Annotated in this window: 27 protein-coding genes; 10 read left to right on the forward strand and 17 right to left on the reverse strand. The window is 35.9% G+C overall.

The window, feature by feature from the left end:
- Positions 1-27: 27 nt before the first annotated feature.
- From pafA to katG, 15 genes are all read right to left on the reverse strand, one after another.
- Complete coding sequence (pafA, locus tag DI487_RS01715; RefSeq protein WP_109568120.1) at positions 28-1,641, reverse strand: alkaline phosphatase PafA; 1,614 nt, start codon at positions 1,639-1,641, stop codon at positions 28-30.
- A gap of 10 nt (positions 1,642-1,651) precedes the next feature.
- Positions 1,652-2,062 carry a hypothetical protein gene (locus tag DI487_RS01720; protein WP_109568121.1) on the reverse strand — a complete coding sequence of 137 codons (411 nt, stop codon included), beginning with the start codon at positions 2,060-2,062 and terminating at the stop codon, positions 1,652-1,654.
- 4 nt (positions 2,063-2,066) lie between these two features.
- Complete coding sequence (locus tag DI487_RS01725; protein WP_109568122.1) at positions 2,067-3,011, reverse strand: NAD(P)H-dependent flavin oxidoreductase; 945 nt, start codon at positions 3,009-3,011, stop codon at positions 2,067-2,069.
- A complete protein-coding gene (locus tag DI487_RS01730) occupies positions 3,011-4,639 on the reverse strand; it encodes a S8 family serine peptidase (RefSeq protein ID WP_109568123.1) in 1,629 nt (542 codons plus the stop codon). Before DI487_RS01730 ends, DI487_RS01725 begins: the two co-directional genes overlap by 1 nt.
- 76 nt (positions 4,640-4,715) lie before the next feature.
- Positions 4,716-5,654: a calcium/sodium antiporter gene (locus DI487_RS01735; RefSeq protein WP_109568124.1), complete on the reverse strand. Its 939-nt coding sequence runs from the start codon at positions 5,652-5,654 to the stop codon at positions 4,716-4,718.
- Between the two features lie 142 nt (positions 5,655-5,796).
- Positions 5,797-6,984, reverse strand: a complete 1,188-nt coding sequence (gene mnmA / locus DI487_RS01740) for a tRNA 2-thiouridine(34) synthase MnmA (protein WP_109568125.1) — start codon at positions 6,982-6,984, stop codon at positions 5,797-5,799.
- Complete coding sequence (locus DI487_RS01745) at positions 6,985-7,731, reverse strand: toxin-antitoxin system YwqK family antitoxin (RefSeq protein ID WP_109568126.1); 747 nt, start codon at positions 7,729-7,731, stop codon at positions 6,985-6,987. It lies immediately after the preceding gene.
- A complete protein-coding gene (proC, locus tag DI487_RS01750) occupies positions 7,718-8,542 on the reverse strand; it encodes a pyrroline-5-carboxylate reductase (protein WP_109568127.1) in 825 nt (274 codons plus the stop codon). The genes DI487_RS01745 and proC overlap by 14 nt, the downstream gene beginning before the upstream one ends.
- Positions 8,543-8,593: 51 nt before the next feature.
- A complete protein-coding gene (gene yidC / locus DI487_RS01755) occupies positions 8,594-10,474 on the reverse strand; it encodes a membrane protein insertase YidC (RefSeq protein WP_109568128.1) in 1,881 nt (626 codons plus the stop codon).
- Positions 10,475-10,510: 36 nt separating this feature from the next.
- Positions 10,511-12,124: a CTP synthase gene (locus tag DI487_RS01760; protein WP_109568129.1), complete on the reverse strand. Its 1,614-nt coding sequence runs from the start codon at positions 12,122-12,124 to the stop codon at positions 10,511-10,513.
- Between the two features lie 164 nt (positions 12,125-12,288).
- Positions 12,289-12,747 (reverse strand): DUF805 domain-containing protein, encoded by a 459-nt coding sequence (locus DI487_RS01765; protein WP_218925781.1) that lies wholly within the window; start codon positions 12,745-12,747, stop codon positions 12,289-12,291.
- 63 nt (positions 12,748-12,810) lie between these two features.
- Positions 12,811-13,044: a DUF3820 family protein gene (locus tag DI487_RS01770; RefSeq protein ID WP_109568130.1), complete on the reverse strand. Its 234-nt coding sequence runs from the start codon at positions 13,042-13,044 to the stop codon at positions 12,811-12,813.
- A gap of 75 nt (positions 13,045-13,119) precedes the next feature.
- The gene (locus DI487_RS01775; RefSeq protein ID WP_109568131.1) at positions 13,120-13,575 is read right to left on the reverse strand and encodes a MarR family winged helix-turn-helix transcriptional regulator; all 456 of its coding nucleotides are present in this window, start codon (positions 13,573-13,575) and stop codon (positions 13,120-13,122) included.
- Positions 13,569-14,102, reverse strand: coding sequence for a glutathione peroxidase (locus DI487_RS01780; protein WP_449404177.1), 534 nt, complete (start codon positions 14,100-14,102; stop codon positions 13,569-13,571). Before DI487_RS01780 ends, DI487_RS01775 begins: the two co-directional genes overlap by 7 nt.
- 100 nt (positions 14,103-14,202) lie before the next feature.
- Positions 14,203-16,422, reverse strand: coding sequence for a catalase/peroxidase HPI (gene katG, locus DI487_RS01785; RefSeq protein ID WP_109568133.1), 2,220 nt, complete (start codon positions 16,420-16,422; stop codon positions 14,203-14,205).
- Between the two features lie 206 nt (positions 16,423-16,628).
- On the opposite strand from katG, the gene DI487_RS01790 reads away from it, so the two are divergent.
- A complete protein-coding gene (locus tag DI487_RS01790) occupies positions 16,629-17,336 on the forward strand; it encodes a DUF4197 domain-containing protein (RefSeq protein ID WP_109568134.1) in 708 nt (235 codons plus the stop codon).
- 172 nt (positions 17,337-17,508) lie between these two features.
- Here the strand turns inward: DI487_RS01790 and DI487_RS01795 are convergent, their stop codons facing one another.
- The gene (locus tag DI487_RS01795; RefSeq protein ID WP_109568135.1) at positions 17,509-18,312 is read right to left on the reverse strand and encodes an ABC transporter substrate-binding protein; all 804 of its coding nucleotides are present in this window, start codon (positions 18,310-18,312) and stop codon (positions 17,509-17,511) included.
- A gap of 10 nt (positions 18,313-18,322) precedes the next feature.
- A complete protein-coding gene (pyrF, locus tag DI487_RS01800; protein WP_109568136.1) occupies positions 18,323-19,138 on the reverse strand; it encodes an orotidine-5'-phosphate decarboxylase in 816 nt (271 codons plus the stop codon).
- Between the two features lie 280 nt (positions 19,139-19,418).
- On the opposite strand from pyrF, the gene DI487_RS01805 reads away from it, so the two are divergent.
- From DI487_RS01805 to DI487_RS01845, 9 genes are all read left to right on the forward strand, one after another.
- Positions 19,419-19,982, forward strand: coding sequence for a helix-turn-helix domain-containing protein (locus DI487_RS01805; protein ID WP_109568137.1), 564 nt, complete (start codon positions 19,419-19,421; stop codon positions 19,980-19,982).
- 13 nt (positions 19,983-19,995) lie between these two features.
- Positions 19,996-20,442: a response regulator gene (locus DI487_RS01810; protein ID WP_109568138.1), complete on the forward strand. Its 447-nt coding sequence runs from the start codon at positions 19,996-19,998 to the stop codon at positions 20,440-20,442.
- 6 nt (positions 20,443-20,448) lie between these two features.
- Complete coding sequence (locus DI487_RS01815) at positions 20,449-22,215, forward strand: CHASE3 domain-containing protein (RefSeq protein ID WP_109568139.1); 1,767 nt, start codon at positions 20,449-20,451, stop codon at positions 22,213-22,215.
- Between the two features lie 182 nt (positions 22,216-22,397).
- A complete protein-coding gene (locus DI487_RS01820) occupies positions 22,398-22,940 on the forward strand; it encodes a hypothetical protein (RefSeq protein WP_109568140.1) in 543 nt (180 codons plus the stop codon).
- A 24-nt stretch (positions 22,941-22,964) separates the two neighbouring features.
- Positions 22,965-23,606: a porin family protein gene (locus tag DI487_RS01825; protein WP_109568141.1), complete on the forward strand. Its 642-nt coding sequence runs from the start codon at positions 22,965-22,967 to the stop codon at positions 23,604-23,606.
- A gap of 17 nt (positions 23,607-23,623) precedes the next feature.
- On the forward strand, positions 23,624-23,779 hold the full coding sequence (locus DI487_RS01830) for a lmo0937 family membrane protein (RefSeq protein WP_109568142.1): 156 nt from the start codon (positions 23,624-23,626) through the stop codon (positions 23,777-23,779).
- Positions 23,780-23,837: 58 nt separating this feature from the next.
- Positions 23,838-24,377 (forward strand): hypothetical protein, encoded by a 540-nt coding sequence (locus DI487_RS01835; protein WP_179948686.1) that lies wholly within the window; start codon positions 23,838-23,840, stop codon positions 24,375-24,377.
- A 25-nt stretch (positions 24,378-24,402) separates the two neighbouring features.
- Positions 24,403-25,053 carry a hypothetical protein gene (locus tag DI487_RS01840; RefSeq protein ID WP_109568143.1) on the forward strand — a complete coding sequence of 217 codons (651 nt, stop codon included), beginning with the start codon at positions 24,403-24,405 and terminating at the stop codon, positions 25,051-25,053.
- 44 nt (positions 25,054-25,097) lie between these two features.
- The gene (locus tag DI487_RS01845) at positions 25,098-25,565 is read left to right on the forward strand and encodes a hypothetical protein (RefSeq protein WP_170108157.1); all 468 of its coding nucleotides are present in this window, start codon (positions 25,098-25,100) and stop codon (positions 25,563-25,565) included.
- The last annotated feature ends 1 nt before the right edge of the window (position 25,566 follow it).

Below are 25,566 nucleotides of genomic sequence, written 5' to 3' on the forward strand. Positions count from 1 at the left end.
ATTTAATTGAGCAACCGTTTTTCTTTATTATTTCAGTACTTCCTCTAAAACTTCAGCTTCTGTTCCGTTAGGAAAAGTTATCTTTAACTTTTGAGCTAAGGTAGGTGCGATTTGAGTTATGTATTTCTTTTGATGACTTTCGCCCTTTGGTACCTTCCAACCATAAAAAATAAGTGGCACGTGGGTATCGTATGTATAAGGCGAACCGTGTGATGTTCCTGTTGCTGAATATTCTATATAAGCCGGTTTGAAAATAAATACCAGTTCGCCGTTTTGAACAGGGTCATAACCTCTTGCTATACAATTCAGATAATAATCTGCTCCGGCAGCAGCATGCATCACATCCTCTTCGGTATAAACACGCTTAATGAATTTTTGACGGTATAAAAAGGTCCTGAAAGCTTCTTTTACTTCGGATAAATCTAAACCTTTCTGCTGAATTAATTCTTTATTCAGGAACAAGTTAAAATTGGAATAATTCAATAACAGATCCGCACCGAAATGTTCTTCTGAGAAGGCATGAATCGAGTTTTCAAAATTTTTGGTAAGGATATTATCGACATCGTATTTGTTGTCTTTTAAATAGGTAACATTTTCAGCTCCGGCATGGTCAGCCGTTAAGAAAACTAAATACTGGTCTTTACCAACTGTTTTGTCCAAGTAATTTAACAAGTCGGCAATAGCCAGATCCAGCCTTAAATAAGTATCCTGCAACTCTATAGAACGGGGTCCTAAAGCGTGACCGATATAATCTGTTGAAGAAAAACTTACCGTTAAAAAATCGGTTACGGCATCTTGGCCCAGTTGTTCACTTTGAATGGCTCTTTTAGCAAAATCAACGATTAAATTATTTCCGAAAGGACTGCTTCTTAAAACACCGGCATCATTGCTTTCATACATTTCTTTCATGTTGTAAGGAAAGAAGGCTTGTTTTTTAAATAATTTCCCTTCGTAAGGATTATTATCATTCAAACTTTCGTTATAGGCAGATTTAGGCTTCAGCAAATCCCAAGTCTTATTGGTGTATTCTAAATAATGTTTTTCATCGTTAAACTGTTGCGCCCATTTCGGCATCTCAGCTCCGTAATACGTACTACTTACAAAATTACCGGTTTTACTGTACCAGAAAGCCCAATTGGCAAAATGACCCGCCGGAAGAATAGCTCCTCTGTCTTTAATACTGATCCCGATCACTTTCCCTTCAAATTTAGTAGCCAATTTTAATTCGTCAGTAATCGTTGTTGCCTGAAGGTTTTTAGGTGACATTTTACCTTCACTTTCTGTTCCTCCTCCCAAAGTGGTAACCGAATCATCATCTGTACAATACATTTCTTTACCGATCGCTTTATTGAACCAATAGTTCCCTACAATTCCGTGTACTGAAGGTGTCGTTCCTGTAAAAACAGAAGCATGTCCGGGAGCTGTAAAAGTCGGTAAATAATTGTAATGTGTATTATGGAACGTATAGCCTTTGTCCATTAATCGTTTGAAACCGTCATTTGAAAAATCATCTGCAAAACGGTACAGGTATTCCATTTTCATCTGATCTACAACAATTCCGACAACTAACTTTGGTTTTTGCTGTGCAAAGGACAGTACTGCTGTTAAGGCAAAAAACAGTACACTGATTTTAGTTTTCATTTTTATTTTTTTAGTCTGTAATTTCTTCTATATCATAACAAAACGAAAAGTCCTTATGATAAACGTAAAGTTGTGTTTTGTTGTGCTGGTCTTTTCTGACGAAGAATGAGATCTTAACAGCTATTCCTTCTACATTAGTGCATAAATAGGAATTAACCTCATCTGTCTCTGAAATTTCTTTCCCTAAATACTCTACAATTCTGTAATATTGAATATCAGAAGAATAAATAACAATTTTATTTTTATCGTAATCCAATGTCACAATAACTTCTGTTGGTTTCGGTTTGGTCCATTTTTTCCATTTTCCGTAATGGTCTTTTTCTAAAATAGACAAAGAGGTTGTCTTAAAACGGAAAGATTGCGCCGAAACAAACACTCCGCTAAATAATAATAACAATGTCAGGTATTTAAAAAACTTCATAGTCTTAGAATTCAATTTTACTAACTTCTTGTTGCGCCTGGCGGAACTCATTGATTACATTTTCAACAATTGTATCAACCGGCAATATCTCATGGATAACTCCTGCAATTTGTCCGATCTCTAATTCGCCTTCTACCAAATCGCCTTCAAACATTCCTTTTTTAGCTCTTGCTCTTCCTAAAAGTGCTTTTAAGTCTTCCGGCGTAGGACATTTTGCATACAATTCCTGTAAGTCATTGTAGAATTTATTCCTGATCAAACGAACGGGTGCTAACTCTTTTAATGTCAACATCGTGTCACCTTCATTGGTTTCCACAATCGTTTTCTTATAATTTTCGTGTGAACTTGATTCAACAGATGCGGCAAAACGGCTTCCCATCTGCACACCATCAGCTCCTAAAACCATAGCGGCAAGCATTCCTCTTCCTGTGGCAATACCTCCGGCAGCAATTAACGGAATCGTCACTCTTTCTTTTACCATCGGAATCAATGTCAGTGTGGTTGTTTCGTCTCTTCCGTTATGTCCACCGGCTTCAAAACCCTCTGCTACTATGGCATCGACTCCGGCTTCCTGCGCTTTTAAGGCAAATTTGGTACTACTCACAACATGTACCACTGTAATTCCGTTCTCCTTTAAAAAAGGCGTCCAGGTCTTAGGATTCCCGGCTGAAGTAAAAACGATCTTCACACCTTCTTCTTTAATGATCTGCATAATCTCCTCTATATTAGGATACAACATAGGAACATTAACTCCGAAAGGTTTATCAGTTGCTTTTTTACATTTTTGGATATGTTCACGCAAAACATCCGGATACATCGATCCGGCTCCTATTAGTCCAAGTCCTCCGGCATTACTCACTGCACTGGCTAATTTGTAACCGCTGTTCCAAATCATTCCTCCCTGAACTATAGGATATTGTATATTAAAAAGTTGTGTAATTCGATTCATTATTGTTTGATTAATTTCCCTCGCAATTTACTATTATTAGTGGAAAAATCATAGAAGTAAATCCCGGAAGCCCAATCATCGGTTGGTACTTTTACCATTTGCCCCTCAACCTTAACCGTTAAGACTTTCTGTCCTAGTTGATTAAAAATCTCTAAATTACCTGTATTGCTCTCTTTTGGATCGATCCATAAATAATCTGCAACCGGATTAGGATACAAATGAACCTCTTGTAGTTGAAAAGATTGCGCCGACAAAGCATTCGTTAAAGCCAATTGAAAATCCGGCACTCCGTATCCTTTATAAATATCAGGAGTGGCATACTGATCTGCTGATTCTTTGACAAACTGAATGACCTCAGCTGCTGTTAAATTCGGTAGAGCCGACCAAAAAGTAGCTACCATTCCCGCTAAAATGGGACTGGAAAAAGAAGTTCCGCTTGCTGTAGTTATAGTTCCGGTGGTTGAACTGATCGTGGCACTCAAACCTTTTGCACATACATCAGGCTTAACTCTGTTGTCAGCTGTATTTCCGATGGAACTGAAAGAAACATAATTTTCAGAACTATCTACGGCTCCTACCGTCAAGATATTTTCGGCATCGGCCGGAATGCCTATGTGCGGTTCAGAAGTACTTCCTTCGTTTCCGGCACTAACTACACAAACTATTCCTTTTTGAAAAGCCATGGAAGCACCTCTTGAAGCAAAGCCAACCTGACCGTCTCTCATCGCATAAGTGTATGTATAGTTCGGATTATCATAACTTCCATAGCCTAAAGATGAATTGATCACGTCAACTCCCAGACTATCGGCTTTTTCTGCTGCTTCTACCCAATACGATTCTTCTACCGGATTTTCTGAATTTACATCTTCAGTAATGAATAAATAATATTCTGCATCCGGTGCTGTTCCTACTAATTGTCCGTCTACATAACCTCCCATAGTAGACAGTACATTTGTACCGTGATTGTGACGTGTGTAGAAATTCGTATTTCCGTCGGGATAATTATAGCCTCCTAAGATCAGATTATTATCATGTAATCTCTGAAAAGGTGATGCTGTATCTACTCCTATAAATCCGGCATCTAAAACTGCAATGATCTTTCCGGCACCGGTATAATCCTGTTGGTGTAACAGATCTCCGTTTAACATTTCAATCTGGTTGGCAGAATTTCCATAACTGAAATTAACCTCTACTTCAAATTTGTCTTTTACTTCTCCTACTCTGCTAGTTGCAACCGGTGTGGTACTTCCCGGACCGGTAAGTGTATTTAAGGAATGGTTTGCAAAATAAATATGATCTACAAATGATAAAGCAGTTAATGCCTGTATATCGGTCTGAGTTCCTCTTACATGAACGGCATTCAGCCACTTGGATTTTGCCATAACAGTAATTCCGGTTGATGTTTCTATTTGCCCTAAATAAGCCGTTGAAACGGGAACATCTGTATTGTCTAAGGCTATTCCCTGATTTGTTCTCCTGTCTAATGCTTTTTGAGAAAGCATTTGTAACGGATTCGCTAAATAATAAGAAGCATCAGGCTTGTCTGTAAAATAAACCCATGCATCTTCTTGTGAAAAGATTAATATCGGCAGTAAAAAAATGAAGAAAGTTAGTAATGTTCTTTTCATGATTCTTTCTGATTTATAGTATGGTAAAGATAACTAAAAATCTGAAAGATCAGCTTAAGCCGGTTCTAATGTAAAATTACTTAACGGTTAAATATATGAATATACAGTAGGCTGTTAATAATAAGGTTCCTTCTTTTAAACTTAAACTGTTCCGTTTGGGTAAAAATACTAAAGGTAACAATGCTAAAGCAAACCCTAACATCCAGTAAATGTCATTTCCAATGATCTTAGGATCTATATGGTTGATCGGTTTGATAATAGCTGTGATCCCCAAAACACTTAGAATATTAAAAATATTTGAACCGATAATGTTTCCGATGGAAATATCATTCTCTTTTTTCAATGCTGCAATAACGGAGGAAGCCAGTTCCGGAACACTGGTTCCTATTGAAACGACTGTAACGGCAATGATACGGTTGCTCACCCCTAAGCTTTGTGCCAAGTTCACGGCTCCTTTGATCAATAATTCTGAGCCTGCCCAAAGTCCGACGCTTCCGGCAATTAACAAACCGAAGATCGTCAGATAACTCATATTCTCATCTGATAAAAGCTCTTCAGAATCAGACACAATGGTTTTATTCTTCCTGATCAGGTAAATGATGAAAGCTATTAAAATGGCAATAAAGATAAAGCCCTCAACTCTGCTCAAAACACCATCTCCCAGTAAAAAGATATACAATAAGAACGAAGCCAGCATTTTCATTGGCCAATCGGTCGCATAAAAGCTGGTTTCCACCTGAATAGCATTGATCAATAGCACGACTCCTAATACTAGCCCTATGTTACCGATATTAGATCCTACTACATTACCTACTGCAATATCCGGAAAACCATCTAATGCTGCTTCTATACTTACAATCATTTCCGGAGCAGATGTAGCAAAGGAAACAACGGTTAAACCGATAATGATCTTGGAAATATTAAATTTAAGAGACAAACCTACTGCAGACTTTAGCAGCCAGTTTCCTCCCAATACTAATAAAACCAATCCAATAATGACGTAGAATAAATTCATAACTATTGATTAAAATGCGAATATAACTATTTGTTTAGATTTTAAACTTCTTTACAGTGACCAAAAGGTATTAAAAAGAAAAAAGACTAAGACGTTTTTACTTCTTAATCTTTTCTATACTTATCCTTTCTTTCAGACTTCATTATGAAATTACACCACTTCCTAACACTTCGTCATCATGGTGCCAAGCCACAAATTGCCCTTCCGTAATTGCAGATTGCGGTTGGTCAAAAACAACATACATTCCGTTTTCAAATTGGTGCAAGGTAGCTTTTTGCAAAGGCTGTCTGTAACGGATCCGAGCCATTACTTCCATTGTTTCTCCAGGTTTTAACGCCAAATCTTCACGAATCCAGTGTACTTCGCTTTGCTGTATGAACAACGCTTTTTTAAACAATCCTGGATGTTGGTTTCCCTGACCGGTATAGATCACATTGTTCTCCACATCAGTTTCAATTACATAAAGTCCTTCTTTTGTTCCTCCGACATTTAAGCCTTTTCGTTGTCCTTTCGTAAAATAATGTGCTCCCTGGTGTTTTCCTACTATTTTTCCCAGATCTTTAGCATACTCACGATTTTGTGATTCAAATTGTAACTCTTCTTCCAGTGAAGCAAATTCCGGTTTTTCTGTTTCATAGATAGCGGCTTCTGCCGGAATCTCAACAATTATCCCTTCTTTTGGTTTTAATTTTTGCTGTAAAAACTCAGGTAAACGCACTTTCCCGATGAAACACAAACCTTGTGAATCTTTCTTCTCTGCAGTAACCAAATCTAATTTTGCGGCTATTTCGCGTACTTGCGGTTTTGTTAATTCCCCAATAGGAAACAGCGCTTTTGACAATTGTTCTTGCGACAACTGACACAAAAAATAAGATTGATCTTTATTTCCGTCTTTTCCGGCTAGTAACTGATAGATCTCTTTCCCGTCTTTTTCAATAGTTCCTTTACGACAATAATGTCCCGTTGCTACATAATCAGCTCCTAAGGACAAAGCAATTTTCATAAAAACATCGAATTTGATCTCCCGGTTGCACAAAACATCCGGATTAGGCGTACGCCCTTGTTCGTATTCATTGAACATATAATCTACTATGCGCTCTTTGTATTGTTCGGATAAATCGACCGTTTGAAAAGGTATTCCTAATTTTTCAGCTACTAAAAGGGCATCATTACTATCTTCCAACCACGGACATTCATTAGAAATGGTTACAGAATCGTCATGCCAGTTTTTCATGAACAAGCCGATCACTTCATAGCCTTGCTCTTTTAACAAATAAGCCGCAACGCTAGAATCTACACCACCTGAAAGTCCTACAACAACTCGTTTCATTTATTTTTTATCGTTTTTAGTTTCCAATTCCCCCGGATTATCCATTTTAAAGGTTTTACGGGTATAATGTGTCACTTTTTCTTTTTTAACTAATTTTCCTTCTTCGTATGTTTCCCAATAACCGACTTTTCGTCCGTTATTATAGGTTCCTTTAAACTCCAAATGTCCGTTTCCGTCATAATAGGCAACATTGCCGTGAAGTTGTCCATTTTTATAATTGATATCTTCAAGCAGCTTTTCGTTTTCACCATATTTCTTGTAATTCCCGTCTAACAGTCCTTTTTTATAATGAGATATCTCCGCTACCGAACCGTCTCTGTAGAACACTTTTCTTTCGCCTTCCAGTTTTCCATTCCTATAGAACTCTGTTGTCATTAACTGAGGGCTGTCTAAATGGTAATATTTCCATTCACCTTCCGGCAGCTTATTCTTCAAAAGTCCTTCGCTTACTTTATTACTTTTTTGATTGTAAAAAATAACATAACAGCTTCCGTTTCCTTTAGAAAAATCACGTGTAGCAATAACTGTCCCTGCCTTTGTGTCATCAAAATACTTAAATACACCTATTTCTTTTCCATGTTCAAAAGTTCCTTCATAACGAGGGCGTTTTGATTGCTCGTGAACTCCTTTCCACAACCCGTGACGCTTACCGTTAGTGTCATATTGATTGATCTTTTCCTGAGCAGCCATTAAAAATGAACTTAGAACAAATAAAAGTATATATCGCATGGTTTTATTTTTTTTCATAATTATCAAATAGTTTGCCAAGTTCAATTGCACGTTCATTAGCAGCCTCAACTCCTTTTCCTATTCCTTCAAACTGATTGAATGCATTAAACATTTTTAAAGCAGCTTCTGTTGTTCCTCCTTTAGAAGCTACTTTATTAATCCATTCCTGATGAGGGATCTTGCTTCGGTTTTGCAACTGAACAGCTCCTAAAAAGGTTTGATTGACTAAGAATTCTGCTTCTGATTTTGAAAAGCCTAATTTTATAGCCGATTCAATCATGGCATTCATAAAATAAAAAACATAAGCCGGTCCGCTACCGGAAACGGCTGTTGCGGCATTCAGCATTTCTTCTTTTTCAATATAAATTGATTTTCCGGTTGTATTAATCAGGTTCTGAATAATAAACAATTCTTTTCTGTCCAAATCATTGGAAGCACAAAAAACGGTCATCCCCAAACCGATCTGTGTCGGGATATTAGGCATTGAACGCACAACTTTTGTATTGGAAAACGCTTCGCTAAGACTGTTTATTGTAATTCCTGCCATCACAGACAAAATCAGATGTTCAACATGAATAAAAGGCTTTATGGTTTCTGCCAGAGCATTAAAATCCTGAGGTTTAACGGCTATAATGATGATGTCCACATCAAAGACTTTTGCTGTAGGCTTTGTGTAAAAATTAGCAGCATCGATTGGGAATCTTTCCTTTTGTTGAATTTCACTACGATTTAACACAAAAATATCTGATGAAGCCACAAAACCTGAACCTACAAAACTGTTGGCATAGGTTTGTCCCATATTTCCGAAACCAATAATTAAAACTTTCATACTGCAAGATATAAAAAAGCCCCGTTGTTGAAACAGGGCTTAGTATTTATATTATTTTTTACTATTTTTTTGCTGCGCCTCAGCCTGTTCCATCATTTCACGCATCTTACGCTGGAATTTCCCTTCTTTTTTAGGTTTCGTTTTATTCTTCTGAATCTTAGCATGTATCTTATCGTTATCTATAATGTAATTTTTAATAACAAACATGATACCGATGGTAATAGAGTTCGAAATAAAATAATACAACGATAAACCTGAAGCATAGTTGTTAAAGAATACCAACATCATCAAAGGAGAAATGTACAACATCATTTTCATGATCTTACTCATATCGGGCATTCCTTCTTGTTGCGGCTGTGCCATTTGCTGATCTCCGGTTGTCATTCTCATATAGAAGAAAATTGCTACTGATGCCAAAATAGGGAACAAACTCACGTGGTCTCCGTAAAAAGGGATCTTAAATGGCAACTGATAAATACTGTCATAAGAAGACAAATCTTTAGCCCATAAGAAGCTTTTCTGACGCAAGTCGAACATTGACGGGAAGAATTGGAACAACGCATAGAATACCGGCATCTGTAATAAAGCCGGAATACAACCAGCCATCGGGTTTACCCCGGCCGTTGAGTACAGCTTCATTGTCTCTTGCTGTTTTTTCATCGCATTGTCTTTGTACTTCTCGTTAAGTTCCGCAATTTCCGGACGCAATACTTTCATTTTTGCCTGCGACAAATAGGATTTATACGTTACCGGAGACATTACTAAACGTACTAAAATTGTGAAAATGATGATCGCAATACCATAAGGCATAAAACCACTGATCAATGTAAACACAGGAATGAACGCATAGCGGTTGATCCATCCGAAAATTCCCCAACCTAGCGGCATGATCTCGTCTAAGTTTCTATTGTAATCGTTTAATGTCTGATATCGAGCCGGACCGTAATACCAATTCATAGTATAATTCAATGTACCATTCTTCACCTCTAAAGGCATTTTAGCTAAGAATTTCTTGGTATAAATGGTATCTATATCCTCGTTATCTACAAGATTGTTTGATTTAAGCTCTGCTTTTTTAAATGGTGTATCAGTTAATAAAACAGAAACGAAATGATGCTGTTTAAAAGCGATCCATGTTACTTCATCTGCTGTGTCATCGGATTCTTTTCGTTGAGCGTTCAGGTAGTCATCTTTACCACCTTCATATTCAAATCTAAGATCTGTATAACGATTTTCGTACGAAATGCTTTTTTCATTTCTGTACGTTTTCATTTGCCATTCCAGATCAACCGGCTTAGAAGCATCGATCACATTCTCCAAACCTTGCGAACGAATAGCAAAATCAAGCATGTATTCATTAGGTTTCAACACATAGCGGTATTCTAAAAACTGGTTCGGACCTGCTTTTAGCTGCATGGTTAAAATCTGATTTTCTCCTTCTTTAGTAAATTTAGGCTCAAAATATAAGTCTTGTGTATGCAAAACGCGATTGTCCTTTGTATTTAAAGTTAAATCGAATTGTGCATTGTTATCTTTTATTAACTGAACTAATTGTTTTGAATCTTTTTCAAACCTTTCGAAACCTAAAATAGTTGCCTCAGCTATATAACCACCTTTATTAGCGATCTTTAAAGCCAAAACCTCATTTTTGATTTCAGTAAAATCGTTTGTAGCAGAAGGTAAGGTTGCAGAATAAGCAAACGAACCTAATTCTTTTTGGGCCTTAGCCACAGTAACCGAATCCGTTGGGTTTACAACCACAGTAGCTTCCTGTTCAGTAGCAGCTTCTTTGGCTTTTTCTGCCTGCTCTTGTTTTTCTTTTTCCTGAAGTTCCTCCGGTGTCGGGGTATTGGAATATATCATCCACATCAGGATCCCTGAGATTAAAACAAACCCGATAATCGATTTTACGTCTAACTTTTTTTCTTCCATTTAGTATCAGTATTCTGTTACATTAAAAGTAACTTTTTATTTCAACTTGTGTTGCACTGCCGCCGCTACAAAACTTACAAATAGCGGATGCGGATTAGCAACTGTACTTTTATATTCCGGATGGTATTGCACTCCTATGAAAAACGGATGCGTTGGTACTTCTACCACTTCTACTAATCCAGTATCCGGATTTATACCGGAAGCGACCAGTCCTTTCTGTTCCATTTCAGTAAGGTAATCACCATTGAATTCATAACGATGGCGGTGGCGTTCCATAATTTCACTTTTTCCGTAAATTTTGTTTGCCAAAGTATCGTTCTTCAAACTACATTTCCATGCTCCTAAACGCATGGTTCCTCCCATATTTTCAATATCCTTTTGTTCTTCCATTAAATTAATGACCGGATGTGCTGTACTTTCATTCATTTCCGTTGAATTAGCATCAGCATAACCTAAAACATTTCGGGCAAACTCAATAACTGCCATTTGCATTCCCAAACAAATTCCTAAAAACGGAATATTGTTTTCTCTCGCATAGCGAACAGTTTCTATCTTTCCTTCAATTCCTCGGTTTCCGAATCCCGGTGCAACTAAAATTCCATCTAAATCTTTTAATTTTTCTGCTATATTTTTTGCATCTAAATATTCCGAATGAACCGAAACAACATTTACTTTTGTTTCATTAGAGGCTCCGGCATGTATAAATGCCTCTAGGATAGACTTGTACGAATCCTGCAATTCAACATATTTACCCACCAAACCGATATTAATGGTATGCTTAGGATTTTTCAATCGATGTAAGAACTCATTCCATTGTTTCAGATCCGGATTTTGTTTTTCCGGCAATCCTAATTTTTTCAACGCTACTTTGTCTAAGCCTTCTTCCAGCATTAAATTAGGTACGTCATATATTGTTGAAGCATCAATTGACTGAATAACAGCTTCTTTCTTAACATTACAAAATAATGCTAATTTCTGGCGTAGATCATCTGATAATTCATGTTCCGTTCTACAAACTAAAATATCGGCTTTGATCCCGCTTTCCATTAACGTTTTAACCGAGTGTTGTGTCGGCTTTGTTTTCAACTCTCCGGCAGCAGCCAAATATGGCACCAAAGTTAAGTGGATCACAATACCATTTTCATCTCCTAATTCCCACAACAATTGGCGAACCGATTCTATATAAGGTAGAGACTCAATATCTCCAACAGTTCCTCCTATCTCTGTAATCACAATATCATAATCACCGGATTGCCCCAGTAATTGCATGCGTTGCTTAATTTCATTGGTAATATGCGGAACCACCTGAACCGTTTTTCCTAGAAATTCGCCTCGACGCTCTTTTTCTATAACTGATAAGTATACTCTTCCGGTCGTTACATTATTAGCCTGAGAGGTTGGTACATTTAAAAAACGTTCGTAATGCCCCAGGTCTAAATCTGTTTCTGCTCCGTCGTCCGTTACATAACATTCTCCGTGTTCATAAGGATTCAAAGTTCCCGGATCTACATTAATATACGGGTCAAACTTTTGAATGGTAGTTCTATACCCTCTGGCTTGTAATAATTTAGCCAAAGAAGCTGCAATAATACCTTTCCCCAATGAAGACGTAACGCCTCCTGTAACAAAAATATACTTTGTTTGATTCATTGTGTTGTTTTGTTGTGTTGTTGTTTAAAAAACTGGGCAAAGATAATATTAATTAGTCAATGTGGCAATTTGAGAATTTGTTAATTTGTAGATTTCTGAAATTAATTTCCTATTTCCTTATTTTTAATTAAAAAGCCGATTAAAATTAACCGGCTTTTTAATTTTTATTCTTGTATCTGACCTATTTCGTCTATTTCATTGTTTTGAGTAGGTCTTTTCGGGTCGTATCCGTATTGATTCGGACCTACTGTTCCTTCACTTACATAAAAGATCAGCATAATGATTCCTCCTGCATAAGGGATAAAGCTCAAAAGATAGTACCAACCACTTCTGTTTGTATCATGAAGCCTCCTAATAGTTACCGCTAAAGCAGGTAAAAAAATCAACAATAAATATAATGCTAATAATCCTAAAGGTATTAAAGCAAATTCAGAAGATGAATTCTTGACAGAACCCGAAATTACTCCGAACAAAAACATTCCTATAAATATTACAAGAACATTTATCAATTGGAACATCCAGAATTCTTTCCTTCTGGCTCTTCCTTCAAAGTTGGCATAGTTTTCTAAAACTACCTTTTTCCACCAATCAATAATTCCGAAATCTTCTTCTAATCTTTCCATTTAAACTAAATTTATTATCAAAAATAAAAAATAAGATCTTAAATCCAATTTATATTTTTCAGTTTAAGGCTTCGGAAACTTTTTTTGAATATTTCGAACCAACTCTTCCAACCCATTTAGTTTTAATTCATAAACCAATTCCAGTTGTTGTCCTAATTGTCCTTTAGGAAATCCTTTCTGTTTGTACCAAACTATATAATGTTCCGGTAAATCAATTAAGAAACGACCTTCATATTTTCCGAAAGGCATTTTGGCATGAGCCAATTTTATCAATTTTTCCTGATGTGATATCTCCATTAGTAGCTGTTATTCTTTTTGTAAACAGCGAAAATATTAAATAAAAACAGAGTCTTTCTATTATCTTTTATATTTTTAATGTTGTTCCTCTTTATTCAATAGGTATTGAATCAATTGATCCAATTGTTTTTTCAGAGCCATCAGATCTTCCGTACGCATAGGACTACCATTGATATCACCAGCAATGCTCTGAGGAATACATTCGGCTTCTTTTTGCATTCTTTTGCCTTTTTCTGTCAGTCGAATAAGTACTTTTCTTTCATCAGAACTGTCTTTTTCTCTTTTCAGCAAACCTAACACTTCCATTCTTTTTAATAAAGGAGTAACTGTATTGGTATTTAAAATCAATTTTTGAGTGATCTCGTTTACAGAAAGTTGTTTGTGTTCCCATAATACCAGCATTACTAAATATTGCGGATAGGTAATTCCTAATTTTTCCAAATAAGGCTGGTATTCCCTTATAATCAAACGCGAAGCGGCATATACCGGAAAACAGATTTGATTTTCCAATTTTAATTGTTCGACTACCATTTCATTCTTTTTTGCAGGTATTCGTCTATTTTCTCCGGTTTGGTGATCGGCGAAAAACGTTTAACCGGTTTACCGTCAGCATCAATTAAGAACTTGGTAAAATTCCATTTAATGCGACTTCCGAATATTCCGCCTAATTTGCTTTTCAGATATTTAAAGATCGGATGGGCATTATTACCATTGACCTCTATTTTAGCGAACATCGGAAAAGTAACGCCGTAATTGATCAAACACCCTTCTGAAATGGAATGAGCATCGCCGGGTTCTTGATTTCCGAATTGGTTACAGGGAAATCCTAATATCACCAGACCTTTATCTTTATACTTTTCGTAAAGTTTTTCTAAGCCTTCATACTGAGGTGTTAACCCACATTGACTGGCTGTATTTACTACTAAAACCGTTTTGCCTTTATACGCTTCCATAGCAATTGTTTTCCCTTGTAAGCTTTCTGCTGTAAAATCATAAAATGCTGCCATTGTCTTTAATTTATATCGTTTACGATACAAATGTATTACTTTATATCGCATGCGATATATTTTTTTTTAAAATTTTAACTAAAAAAAGACTGTCCTTTCGGACAGTCTCAATTGGGTCAATGCTTTTTACATTGAAAAGTTAACAGCTAAATTATTTGAGATCAAAACGATCTAAGTTCATTACTTTATTCCAGGCAGCGACAAAATCGTGTACAAATTTTTGTTTTGCATCAGCACTTCCGTACACCTCTGCTATGGCTCTTAGTTCAGAATTGGAACCGAAAATAAGATCTGCCCGGGTAGCTGTCCATTTCAACTCATTAGTGGAGCGGTCTCTACCCTCAAAAACTTCTTCATGTTCGTCTATAGCTTTCCAAGTAGTTCCCATATCCAACAGATTCACAAAGAAATCATTGGTCAAGGTTCCTTGTCGTTTGGTGAAAACGCCATGCTGCGTACCTTCATGATTGGTTCCTAACATACGCATTCCTCCAATTAAAACCGTCATTTCAGGAGCTGTGAGAGTGAGTAGTTGTGCTCTGTCTACTAACAATTCTTCGGTAGATACTACAAATTTTGTTTTCAGGTAATTTCTGAAACCATCAGCAATAGGTTCTAAAACGGCAAAGGATTCAACATCAGTTTGTTCCTGAGTGGCATCCGTTCTGCCCGGAGTAAAAGGAACTTTTAAAACATTACCGGCTTCTTTTGCGGCTTTTTCAATTGCAGCACAGCCTCCTAATACGATCAGATCTGCTAAAGAAATTTTCTTACCATTCGTTTGAGTGTTATTAAAGTCTTTTTGAATGTTTTCCAAGCTATCTAAAACTTTAGATAATTGGGTTGGGTTATTGACAGCCCAATATTTTTGCGGTGCCAATCTAATACGCGCTCCGTTGGCTCCACCTCTTTTATCTGAACCTCTGAACGTTGAAGCCGAAGCCCAAGCTGTACTTACTAATTCTGCAATTGAGAGGCCTGAATTTAAAATAGTATTTTTTAAGGATTCAATATCTTTTTCGTCTACTAACGGATGATCTACTGTCGGAACCGGGTCTTGCCATATTAAGTCTTCTTTAGGCACTTCCGGTCCTAAATAACGAGCAATCGGTCCCATATCACGGTGCGTCAATTTGAACCAGGCGCGCGCAAAAGCATCTGCAAACTCATCCGGATTTTCATAAAAACGTCTGGATATTTTTTCATAAGCCGGATCCAATCGCAGTGACAAATCTGTTGTCAACATCGTAGGTCTGTGTCTTCTTGTCAGGTCAAACGCATCCGGAATGCTTTCTGTAGTTGCTTTTGCTACCCATTGATAAGCCCCTGCCGGGCTTTTAGTCAATTCCCATTCGTTTTCAAATAAATTTTCGAAGAAAAAATTGCTCCATTTTGTCGGCGTTTGTGTCCAAGTTACTTCCGGTCCTCCCGTGATGACATCACTCGCTTTTCCGGAACCGAAACTACTCTTCCAACCTAAGCCTTGTTCTTCTATACCAGCAGCCTCTGGCTCTGCCCCTACAAGTGCAGGATCACCTGCTCCATGGGTTTTACCAAAGGTATGTCCTCCCGCAATCAACGCCACAGTTTCTTCATCATTCATTGCCATTCGGGCAAAAGTTTCCCGTATGTCTTTAGCCGCTGCAATCGGATCCGGGTTCCCGTCCGGACCTTCCGGATTCACATAGATCAACCCCATTTGTACTGCTGCTAGCGGGTTTTCTAAATCTCGCTCTCCTGAATAACGACTTTTAGGTGCTTCGCTAGGTGCTAACCAAGTTTGTTCGCTTCCCCAATAGATATCTTCTTCCGGTTCCCAAACGTCTTCTCTACCTCCGGCAAAACCAAAGGTTTTGAATCCCATGGACTCCAATGCCACATTCCCTGCCAGGATCATTAAATCTGCCCAAGATATTTTTTTACCATATTTCTGTTTGATCGGCCAAAGTAATCTACGTGCTTTATCCAAATTAGCATTATCAGGCCAACTATTAAGAGGTGCAAAACGCTGTTGTCCGGCTCCGGCTCCTCCCCTTCCGTCACCTATACGATAGGTTCCGGCACTATGCCATGCCATACGAATAAACAAAGGTCCGTAATGACCGAAATCTGCCGGCCACCATTCCTGTGAATCTGTCATTAAATCGTTGAGATCTTTTTTTACAGCATCAAGATCCAAACTTTTAAAAGCTTCTGCATATTCGAATTCTTCACCCATAGGATTTGATAATGCTGAATTTTGACGAAGAATCCCTAATCTTAGCTGATTAGGCCACCAATCTCTATTTCTTGTTCCGCCACCTCCTGCACTGTGACTGTTAGCCGCTCCTGTGAATGGGCATTTGCCGTTACCGTTTTTACTGTGTTCCATTTTTATTTAGTTTTTGATATAGTTAATGCTTATTTTTAGACCAATAATCAATTAATTATCAACTATATGTCTTATTTCTCAAAGGTATTGAAACTAAAGTTACGAAAAATATAAGTGAAATTGATTGTTTTTATTTTATAATAACAAATAATTATGATTTGTCGAATACCGATTAAAAAACTTACTTTTGAACAAATTTAAAATCCATGAAAAAACTAGTTTTATTTTTTTTAGTATTTAGTCTTTCTGCTTGCTCTGAGATGCAACAAGTACTGGATCAACTACCGCAAGCCGGAACATTGAGTCAAACAGATATTGGTAACGGTTTGAAAGAAGCTTTAGACAACGGTATTTCTAAACAGGTTTCCAAACTAACGGCAACCGACGGCTTTTATAAAAATGCCGCAGTTAAGATCTTACTTCCGGAAGAACTACAGAAAGTAGACAAAACCCTTAGAGATATAGGATTATCAAGCTTAGCAGATGAAGGTATTAAAATGCTAAACAGAGCTGCTGAAGATGCTGTTAAAGAAGCAACTCCTATTTTTGTTGACGCTGTAAAACAGATGACTTTTACAGATGCTAAAAATATTTTGATGGGAACTGACGATTCGGCTACTCTATATCTGGAAAACACTACTTCTACTGCTTTATATTCTAAATTCAGTCCGGTTATCCAAAATTCTTTTGCAAAAGTAGGTGCTGATAAAATATGGACCAATATCATTACTAAATACAACAGCATTCCATTGGTCAAAAAAGTAAATCCGGATTTAACAGATTACACGACTAATAAAGCTATGGAAGGCGTGTTTAAAATGATCGCTGTGGAAGAGAAAAATATACGAACCGACTTGTCTTCAAGGACTAGTGATTTATTAAAAAAAGTTTTTGCTTTACAAGATTCAAAATAGCATTTTAATTTTTTAATAATCAATAACATATAAATAACATATTGTTAACACATATAACCAAAAATTCGCCTGATATTTGCATCAAGAAAAAGATAAATTTCTCATTTTGGTTAGGGTTAGTTAAAAAAGTACTCCGATAGCAATATCGGAGTTTCTTTTTTTTAATGGGTATTTATTGTAATCTTTGGTGTATCTTTTTAAAGTAGTCAAAGGCTCTGAACAAATGAGTACCATACCAGGAAAACATTTCACCGTCTACAAAAGCAGTCTTAGCGTGATGGGTAAATCTTCCTACTTCAAAAGCATGTTCGTCTTTGAACGGGAAAGGCTCTGAAGACAAAAATACAAAATCAGGATCGCCTTCCAGTCTCATTTTTTTCAATTCAACTTCCGGATAACGTCCTTCTTTAGCTTCATAAATATTGTTCCACTTATTAAGTTTTAAGAGCGTATTGATGAATGTATCATTGCCGGCTACCATATATGGATTAGCCCAGATAAAATAAGCTACTTTCTTTTCCGGCTGATCTTGTACAAACTGCAAAAAATCCTGATGCGCAAATTTGATCTTATCAAGCCATTTTTGAGCTTCCACTCTTTTGTTAAACAGAAGTCCCAAATCCTCGATCATTTTTAAATTATCTTCAACAGAGATAATATCTGTTACCCAAACCGGACAAATGCCTTTCAATGATTCGACAATCTCTAATGTATTTTCTTCCTTGTTGGCAATAATCACATCAGGCTGTAAGGCCATAATCTTGTCAATTTTAACATTCTTTGTTCCTCCTACTATCGTTTTGGTCGATTTCAGATGAAAAGGATGGATGCAGAATTTAGTAATTCCTACTATTGAATCTTCTAAGCCTAAATCATATAGCAATTCGGTTTGTGAAGGTACCAAAGAAACTATTCTTTTAGGTGTTGTTTCAAAAATATGTTCTGTCCCTAGTTGGTCTTTTAGTGTTTTTGCCACAAATTGATAATTATTTTTCTAAAATCTGTTTCATTTGTTGTTGCAGTTTTAAAGCTTCTTCTCTTGCTTTTTCTGCGAAATTATTTCCATTGGACGCATAAATAATTCCTCTTGAAGAATTGATGAGCAAACCTATGGTATCATTCATCCCGTACTGGCATACATCCTGTAAATTTCCTCCTTGCGCTCCAACTCCGGGAACCAACAAAAAGCTATCGGGAATTATTTTTCGGATCTCTGCAAAATATTCAGCTTTGGTTGCTCCGACAACGTACATTAAGTTTTGCGAATTCTTCCAACTTTTAGACGTTTCCAATACTTGCTTGTATAATTCTTTATGATTGGTTTCTAATGTTTGAAAATCAAAAGCGCCTTCATTTGAGGTTAATGCTAATAAGATGGTGTGCTTATTTTCAAATGCTAAAAAAGGTTCTACAGAATCTTTTCCCATATAAGGTGCTACTGTAACCGAATCAAACTGTAAGTCTTCAAAGAATGCTTTAGCATACATTGTGGATGTATTACCTATATCTCCGCGTTTGGCGTCCGCTATAGTAAATATTTCCGGATACTTTTCATTGATATAGTCAATCGTTTTTTGCAGTGATTGCCAACCTTTGATTCCATAAGCTTCATAAAAAGCGGTATTAGGCTTATATGAAACGCACAAATCATGCGTTGCGTCAATAATTGCCTTGTTGAATTCAAAGATCGGATCTTCAGTATTTAACAGGTGGCTGGGAATTTTATTCAGGTCTACATCCAGTCCTACACACAAAAATGATTTTTTGCTTCTGATCTGTTCAATAAGTTGCCGTGTTGTCATGTTGTTGTTTTGATTAGTGCAAATTTACAAAGCGGTAATCAAAAAAGTAACTATTCTATAAAATTATCTGAAAATCTTATAAGGTTCACTTGCGTTTTTTATTCTACTTTTGGTTCTATCCCATTTCTAATACTGCTAAAAAATTAAAAATAGTGTTTGTACATAAGATTTAACCTGAGCTTGCGTTTAAACGAATACTTAAAGTAAAACAACAAATTAACATTTCGTTTGTTTTTGTTTAAGCAAAGTAATACTTAACTTTACGAAACTAATCATTATTATGAAACTATTTTTTAAAGTAGACCATACTATTCTTGCTCAAAAGGTGCTAAATGAAAAGCTATCTTCTTTTGGGATCAAATACAATTTAATAAACACTAATGAAGTATTATTTCTGGAAACCGTGTCTACCGAACAATACGAAGCTATCCGAAAGATCGTTAGCGAATATGGCTTTGAAGTCATCGAAGATTCAAAGAATGTTTTAGTCCAGAAGATCAAGGATGTTATTATTGAAATGGTTTTACAAGAAGAAGGCATCAATGTGAAAGTTTCAACCTATTTATCCGAGAAACTTGGTCATAGCTATGGTTATTTGTCGAATCTGTTTTCTGAAACTACTTATACATCCATTGAGAATTTTGTTATCCTTCAAAAAATAGAACACGCAAAACAATTAATAGTCAATACAGATCTAAGTTTAACAGAAATTGCTTTTAAACTCAATTATTCGAGTGTGGCTCATTTAAGTACCCAATTTAAAAATACAACCGGAATAACACCCTCTGCTTTTCAACGGATCATTGAAAAACGCAGGGAATTAGTATCGAAAAACATTCACTAACTTATATTTTTTTATGCAAAAAGATTTTTTACTAATCACTTTGGCTGATGACGATGAAGATGACAGAATGTTTTTTACTGACGCCTTTGAGGAACTCAAAATTAATACTGTAGTAAATACTTTTGAAAACGGACAAGAATTAATGGATTTCTTAAACCATCCGGAAAGTGTTTTACCGAACATTATTTTTCTCGACTTAAACATGCCGATCAAGAACGGTATGGATTGCTTAAAAGAGATCAAACAGAACGATCGCTTAAAAGATATTGCAATTGCTATATATTCTACTTCTTCATCGGATGCCGATGTGGAAGAAACGTTTGTTTTAGGAGCTAACATCTATATTAAAAAACCTAGTGATTTTAATATGTTGAAAAAGGTTCTTAATGATGTAGTAACCCTGAACTGGCAATATTATACATCAGGATTGAAGAAAGAAAACTTTTTACTGAAACTATAGACCAATATGCTGAACTCTAAATTTTTCAACTCTTTTTCTTTTATAAAAGGAATTTTTTATACAGCGCTGTTTGTATTGATCTTTCTGGCCTCTATCACTTACAGGCATATCAAAGAGTTGGAAAACATTAGAGAATCCATGCTAAAAACCTATGAAGTTTCCTTGGAACTGGAAAAACTGATATCCTACATAAAAGATGCAGAGACCAGTGACAGAGGTTTTGTGTTGTCAAATGACTCTACTTTTCTGGAGCCCTATTCTAATGCCAGAGATAAGGTCAACAATTCTTTTTTTATTTTAAGAAAAGCGACTGAAAAAGATACCTTGCAACAAGTGCATTTAAACACAATCTATAATTTAGTTGACAGACGATTCGTCTATTTCAAAAAAGAATTTTCTACCCGATATGAGTTTCAGGATAACCTGAGAACCGGAAAACAGATCATGGATTCACTTCGTCTGGAAGTCAATCAGATGATCACCAATGAAAAAAAACAGATTCATAACAACGACAGGATTTACAGAATAAGTAAATCCAACACTCCGTTAATTCTGTTCTCTACATTTTTAATCTCTATCTTAACGATTGTTCTCGGTTATCTTAAAATTTCTAAAAATTACAGACGCATCCTAAAATCAAACCGCCAATTAAAGATCTATGATGAGCTAAGTAATCAATCTCAGAAATTGGGTAATTACGGAACTTGGATCTATCATATCTCAAAAAACGAGTTCTTATTTTCAGAGAATTATTTTAATCTTTTCGGTCTAAATCCTAAAACCACTCCACATAAAATGGATTCTTTTCGGACACTTATCGTTACCGAAGATAAAGAAAAATATCAAAAAAGCTTTGAAGATAGTCTATCCCGTACTGATGCTCCTTCAATAACATTTAAGATCAAGAGAAAAGATACCGGCGAGTTACGTTATTTAAGAACTAAAGCAAAGCTTATCACGGATAAAAACGGAATAAAAAGTCTTATTTGTACTACACGGGATATTACTGATGATTACAAAAAAGCATTATTGATTGAAGAAAGAAACCAAGAGTTAGAAAAAACGAATATGGAATTGCTGGAATTCAATCATGTTGCCAGCCACGACCTTCAAGAACCCTTACGAAAAATACAAACTTTTATTTCCAGAATTGAAGACAAAGAAACCGAGAATCTTTCAGAAAACGGCAAGTTGTACTTTGACAGAATTAAAAGTGCCGCCAGTCGCATGCGCATATTGATCGATGATCTATTACAATATTCACGAAGTAGCCGCTCTCAGGAAACCTTTACATCTGTTGACTTAAACCTCATGCTCAGCAACTCCATTGCCGAGCTTTCCGAAACCATTTCAGAGCAAAATGCAGATATCCGGTATCCTGAATTACCTATCGTTAAAGGAGTGGAGTTTCAACTGGAGCAATTATTCACGAACCTGATCGGTAACGCCATCAAATACCGCAAACCGGAAGTTGATCCGGTCATAAAAATAACTTGGGAAGAAATTACGGCTTCAAAAGAAACGGATATTGCAGACAATACGAACCGTAAGTATATCAAAATAAAGTTCGCTGATAACGGAATCGGATTTGAACAAGAGTTTGCCGAGAAAATATTCAATCTTTTTCAACGATTGCATTCCAAAACAGATTATCCCGGAACGGGAGTAGGTCTTGCTATTTGTAAAAAAATAGTAGAAAACCACAGAGGCTACATATTGGCTAAAAGTATTCCGAATGAAGGAACCGAATTTATCATCTACCTCCCTTCTTAGTATCATTTTCCTTTTAAAATCTAAAAAACACTTACTGAATTCAGTAGGTGTTTTTTTCTTTTGCAACAACTGAATGGAAATATTATAACAATGGTAAAAAATATTGTAACGTAAAAAAATACGTACTCACGAACTTTGTAATGTAATTAAAAACAAAACTTTACATAACCACTAAGTTTAACATGAAAATTAAAAGAATTATCCCAAAGCTACTCTTTTTACTTGCTGTAACTACAGGAGTATTGGTTTCGTGTAAAAGAGAAGAAAAAAATATGGATAATCCGATTATTCACATGATCAATGAAGATATTCATAACAAAGTAGATTCTCAATTCTTAAATGATATTACCGTTTCAGGGCTAAAGATCTTAAACGTAACTCAATATGCCAAAGAACAAGAACTAAGCCTGGCTACACAAAACATTGTTTCTGGTATAGAGGCGAAACACCTTAACCTTAATAAGCGTATTAAAAAAATTGCGAAAAAGAACCTTATTATTTTACCCGACACTATTCAGGAAACGGAAGGCATAACTGAACAAAATGAAACAGAAACCAGAGATTATGTGTATTTAGTGGCTCTTGAAAAACTGATAAAAGAAGAAGTTGAAGAATTTACTATGGTAAAGAAAAATACACAGAACGAAGAGTTAAAACAATTGGCCGAAAATGCTATCGGCGAATTGAATTCTAAACTCAACCTGATCAATTCGGAATTAAATTAAAGTTAACCATAAATACAAATTGCTATGAAAAAGAAAATTTTAAACGGTATAGTTCTATTAGGCTTAATAGGCTATACAACGGTGGTTCACTCTCAATCAACTACAACCGCATCCTTTGGTATTAAAGGTGGAGCTAATTTCTCGAACCTTTATGTCGATGATGTTGACGACAACAACGTATTGACTGGTTTCAACTTAGGTTTATTTGTCAATATGCCTCTAAATGAAGTAGTCTCAATTCAACCTGAATTTTTGTATTCACAAAAAGGTGCTAAACTATCCTACAACAATGCATTAGCTACCGGAGAGGCTAAGTTCCGGTTGAACTATTTAGAAGTACCTGTATTATTGAAATTAAACGTTACGCCAAACTTTAACCTTCATGCCGGTCCATATATTGCTTACCTAGTCGATTCTAAAGTGACCAATGAAACAAACGGAGGGACATTTGACTTCGAACAAAATATCAATAACGACGATCTTAATACATTCGATTACGGACTTTCCGGCGGATTTGGATTTGACTTTTCAACTATATCCATCGGAGCGCGCTACAACTACGGACTCAATACCGTAGGAAAAAAACAAAACATCGGCGGAACCACTTATACTTTTCCGGATGGAAAAAACAGTTCCGTGAGTGTTTATATGGGAATTAAATTTTAACAATTAAAAAAAATGCTATGGGAAATTTATTATATCTGATCGCAGTAATACTGGTAATACTATGGGCATTAGGATTATATGTAGGTTCATTCGGAAACTTAATTCATATCCTGTTGATTATAGCTATCATCGCCATTCTATTGCGAATTATTAACAACAGTCGAAAAATTTAAAGCCTCTATTTAGAATAATTCATACACTGAATTTATGTACCACTAAAAACAAAATCACATGAAAAAAATATTTTATACCGTTGTTATGAGTACGTTACTCTTAACAACGGTAAGATCACTTGCACAGGAAAAATACAATCTTGACACACCTTATGACCCTAAGTTCAAATTAGGAATAGGCTTGTCAATAGGAGCGCCATTACAAGATCCTTACGAAAGTAGTCTGGGAGGAGACGTTCGTTTACAATACGACTTTTCAAAACCTTATTCGCTTACGTTAACCACCGGGTATAACAATTTATTTGTAAACGGTAGTAACAATGACTTGGGATATATACCTCTGAAAGGAGGTTTCAAAGCCTTTGTTCTAAAAGACAAGTTCTATTTGATGGGAGAAGCCGGAGCAGCCTTTGCCGTTACCAACGGATACGACAAAACATCTTTACTCTTAAGCCCCACGATAGGTTATGCTACTCAATACATCGACTTAAGCTTACGATACGAACACTTAAGTGATTTCCCTACTGTTGAAAATGATCAGTTCAACAAAGGTCTTGGCCAAATCATGATTCGTTTAGCGTATGGCTTTAATCTATAGAATATATTAACAAAAAAAATGTGCTATGAAAAATTTATTAAGATTAACAGGATCAACGGTATTTGCAATAATTATGATTGCATGTACCGATAAAGAAAACAAAATATCTGCTCAAAAAATTGATAATTTCACTAAATTTGTAGACTCAATAAGTTCAGTTTCTATCAATGAATCTTCTGAAAAATGGAAAGACATTGAAGCAACATATCAAATGAAAAAGAATGAAGCTGAACAAGCTATTACCAAAATAGATAATAAAGTTACTGCCCAAGAAAATATTGATGCCTCAACCACAAAATTTGATTTGTATAAATCTGAAGTTACTGAATCAAAGATGCAAATGGAAAAAAAGAAGTTGAGAAAAGCGCTACTAGGCGAAGAGCACACTGGAGAAGACCTAACCTTTAGTTGGGTTAACAAAGACAATATTTTACAAGTTTATGAAAACTTTGTCAACACTGTTGAGCAAAACAAAGCTCTTTATTCCAGAGAAGATTGGGACGAAATAAAGTTACTTTATGAAGCTTTGGATTCTCGTAAAAATACCATTGAAAAAGAAGGCTTATCTTCTGATGACAATTTAAAAATTGCTGCTTTAAAAGTAAAATTTGCGCCTATGTATACTTTAAACAGAATGAATGCTAAGGCTGAAGAAAATGCAGAAGCAAAAGAATAATCATGATGTCCGGCTTTTGCCGGACTCCTTTTAAATACCAAATTATGAAAAAAATAACTCTTATTCTTGTCACACTTTTTGTCTTTGGGTGTAAACCAACAGAAAAAGCTGTGGAAACCAAACTCAATTACCAATCACAAGTCGCTGTAAAAGGAGACTGGCAGGTCACTGATGTTTCTTATGCTAATTCTGACTACATAAAAGTCAGTTTATTTGATCTGGGAAATACCAAATGTTTTGTAAACAGTACCTGGCATTTCATTTCCAACAACAACAAAGGAAGTATGAAAATCAATGACTATTCCTGTGCGTATGAAAGTGATATTACCTGGTACATCAATCAGAATAATGAAATGGTAATCAAATTTTTAAACGGAACAAAAAGTAAAAAAGTGACTACCGGATACGTAGTTCAGTATGTACCGATTAATGAAAATAAATTCCAATTGATCGAACAAGCTGACGTATTAAACAAAACACAAGATATTGTATTAACTTTTGAACGCATATAGT

Source organism: Flavobacterium sediminis, from assembly GCF_003148385.1.
GTDB classification, from domain to species: Bacteria; Bacteroidota; Bacteroidia; order Flavobacteriales; family Flavobacteriaceae; genus Flavobacterium; species Flavobacterium sediminis.

Coding starts and splice junctions, on each gene's coding strand:
- pafA (WP_109568120.1), bottom strand. CDS start 1,641: ATGAAAACTAAAATCAGTGTACTGTTTTTTGCCTTAACAGCAGTACTG.
- DI487_RS01720 (WP_109568121.1), bottom strand. CDS start 2,062: ATGAAGTTTTTTAAATACCTGACATTGTTATTATTATTTAGCGGAGTG.
- DI487_RS01725 (WP_109568122.1), bottom strand. CDS start 3,011: ATGAATCGAATTACACAACTTTTTAATATACAATATCCTATAGTTCAG.
- DI487_RS01730 (WP_109568123.1), bottom strand. CDS start 4,639: ATGAAAAGAACATTACTAACTTTCTTCATTTTTTTACTGCCGATATTA.
- DI487_RS01735 (WP_109568124.1), bottom strand. CDS start 5,654: ATGAATTTATTCTACGTCATTATTGGATTGGTTTTATTAGTATTGGGA.
- mnmA (WP_109568125.1), bottom strand. CDS start 6,984: ATGAAACGAGTTGTTGTAGGACTTTCAGGTGGTGTAGATTCTAGCGTT.
- DI487_RS01745 (WP_109568126.1), bottom strand. CDS start 7,731: ATGAAAAAAAATAAAACCATGCGATATATACTTTTATTTGTTCTAAGT.
- proC (WP_109568127.1), bottom strand. CDS start 8,542: ATGAAAGTTTTAATTATTGGTTTCGGAAATATGGGACAAACCTATGCC.
- yidC (WP_109568128.1), bottom strand. CDS start 10,474: ATGGAAGAAAAAAAGTTAGACGTAAAATCGATTATCGGGTTTGTTTTA.
- DI487_RS01760 (WP_109568129.1), bottom strand. CDS start 12,124: ATGAATCAAACAAAGTATATTTTTGTTACAGGAGGCGTTACGTCTTCA.
- DI487_RS01765 (WP_218925781.1), bottom strand. CDS start 12,747: ATGGAAAGATTAGAAGAAGATTTCGGAATTATTGATTGGTGGAAAAAG.
- DI487_RS01770 (WP_109568130.1), bottom strand. CDS start 13,044: ATGGAGATATCACATCAGGAAAAATTGATAAAATTGGCTCATGCCAAA.
- DI487_RS01775 (WP_109568131.1), bottom strand. CDS start 13,575: ATGGTAGTCGAACAATTAAAATTGGAAAATCAAATCTGTTTTCCGGTA.
- DI487_RS01780 (WP_449404177.1), bottom strand. CDS start 14,102: ATGCGATATAAAGTAATACATTTGTATCGTAAACGATATAAATTAAAG.
- katG (WP_109568133.1), bottom strand. CDS start 16,422: ATGGAACACAGTAAAAACGGTAACGGCAAATGCCCATTCACAGGAGCG.
- DI487_RS01790 (WP_109568134.1), top strand. CDS start 16,629: ATGAAAAAACTAGTTTTATTTTTTTTAGTATTTAGTCTTTCTGCTTGC.
- pyrF (WP_109568136.1), bottom strand. CDS start 19,138: ATGACAACACGGCAACTTATTGAACAGATCAGAAGCAAAAAATCATTT.
- DI487_RS01805 (WP_109568137.1), top strand. CDS start 19,419: ATGAAACTATTTTTTAAAGTAGACCATACTATTCTTGCTCAAAAGGTG.
- DI487_RS01810 (WP_109568138.1), top strand. CDS start 19,996: ATGCAAAAAGATTTTTTACTAATCACTTTGGCTGATGACGATGAAGAT.
- DI487_RS01815 (WP_109568139.1), top strand. CDS start 20,449: ATGCTGAACTCTAAATTTTTCAACTCTTTTTCTTTTATAAAAGGAATT.
- DI487_RS01820 (WP_109568140.1), top strand. CDS start 22,398: ATGAAAATTAAAAGAATTATCCCAAAGCTACTCTTTTTACTTGCTGTA.
- DI487_RS01825 (WP_109568141.1), top strand. CDS start 22,965: ATGAAAAAGAAAATTTTAAACGGTATAGTTCTATTAGGCTTAATAGGC.
- DI487_RS01830 (WP_109568142.1), top strand. CDS start 23,624: ATGGGAAATTTATTATATCTGATCGCAGTAATACTGGTAATACTATGG.
- DI487_RS01835 (WP_179948686.1), top strand. CDS start 23,838: ATGAAAAAAATATTTTATACCGTTGTTATGAGTACGTTACTCTTAACA.
- DI487_RS01840 (WP_109568143.1), top strand. CDS start 24,403: ATGAAAAATTTATTAAGATTAACAGGATCAACGGTATTTGCAATAATT.
- DI487_RS01845 (WP_170108157.1), top strand. CDS start 25,098: ATGAAAAAAATAACTCTTATTCTTGTCACACTTTTTGTCTTTGGGTGT.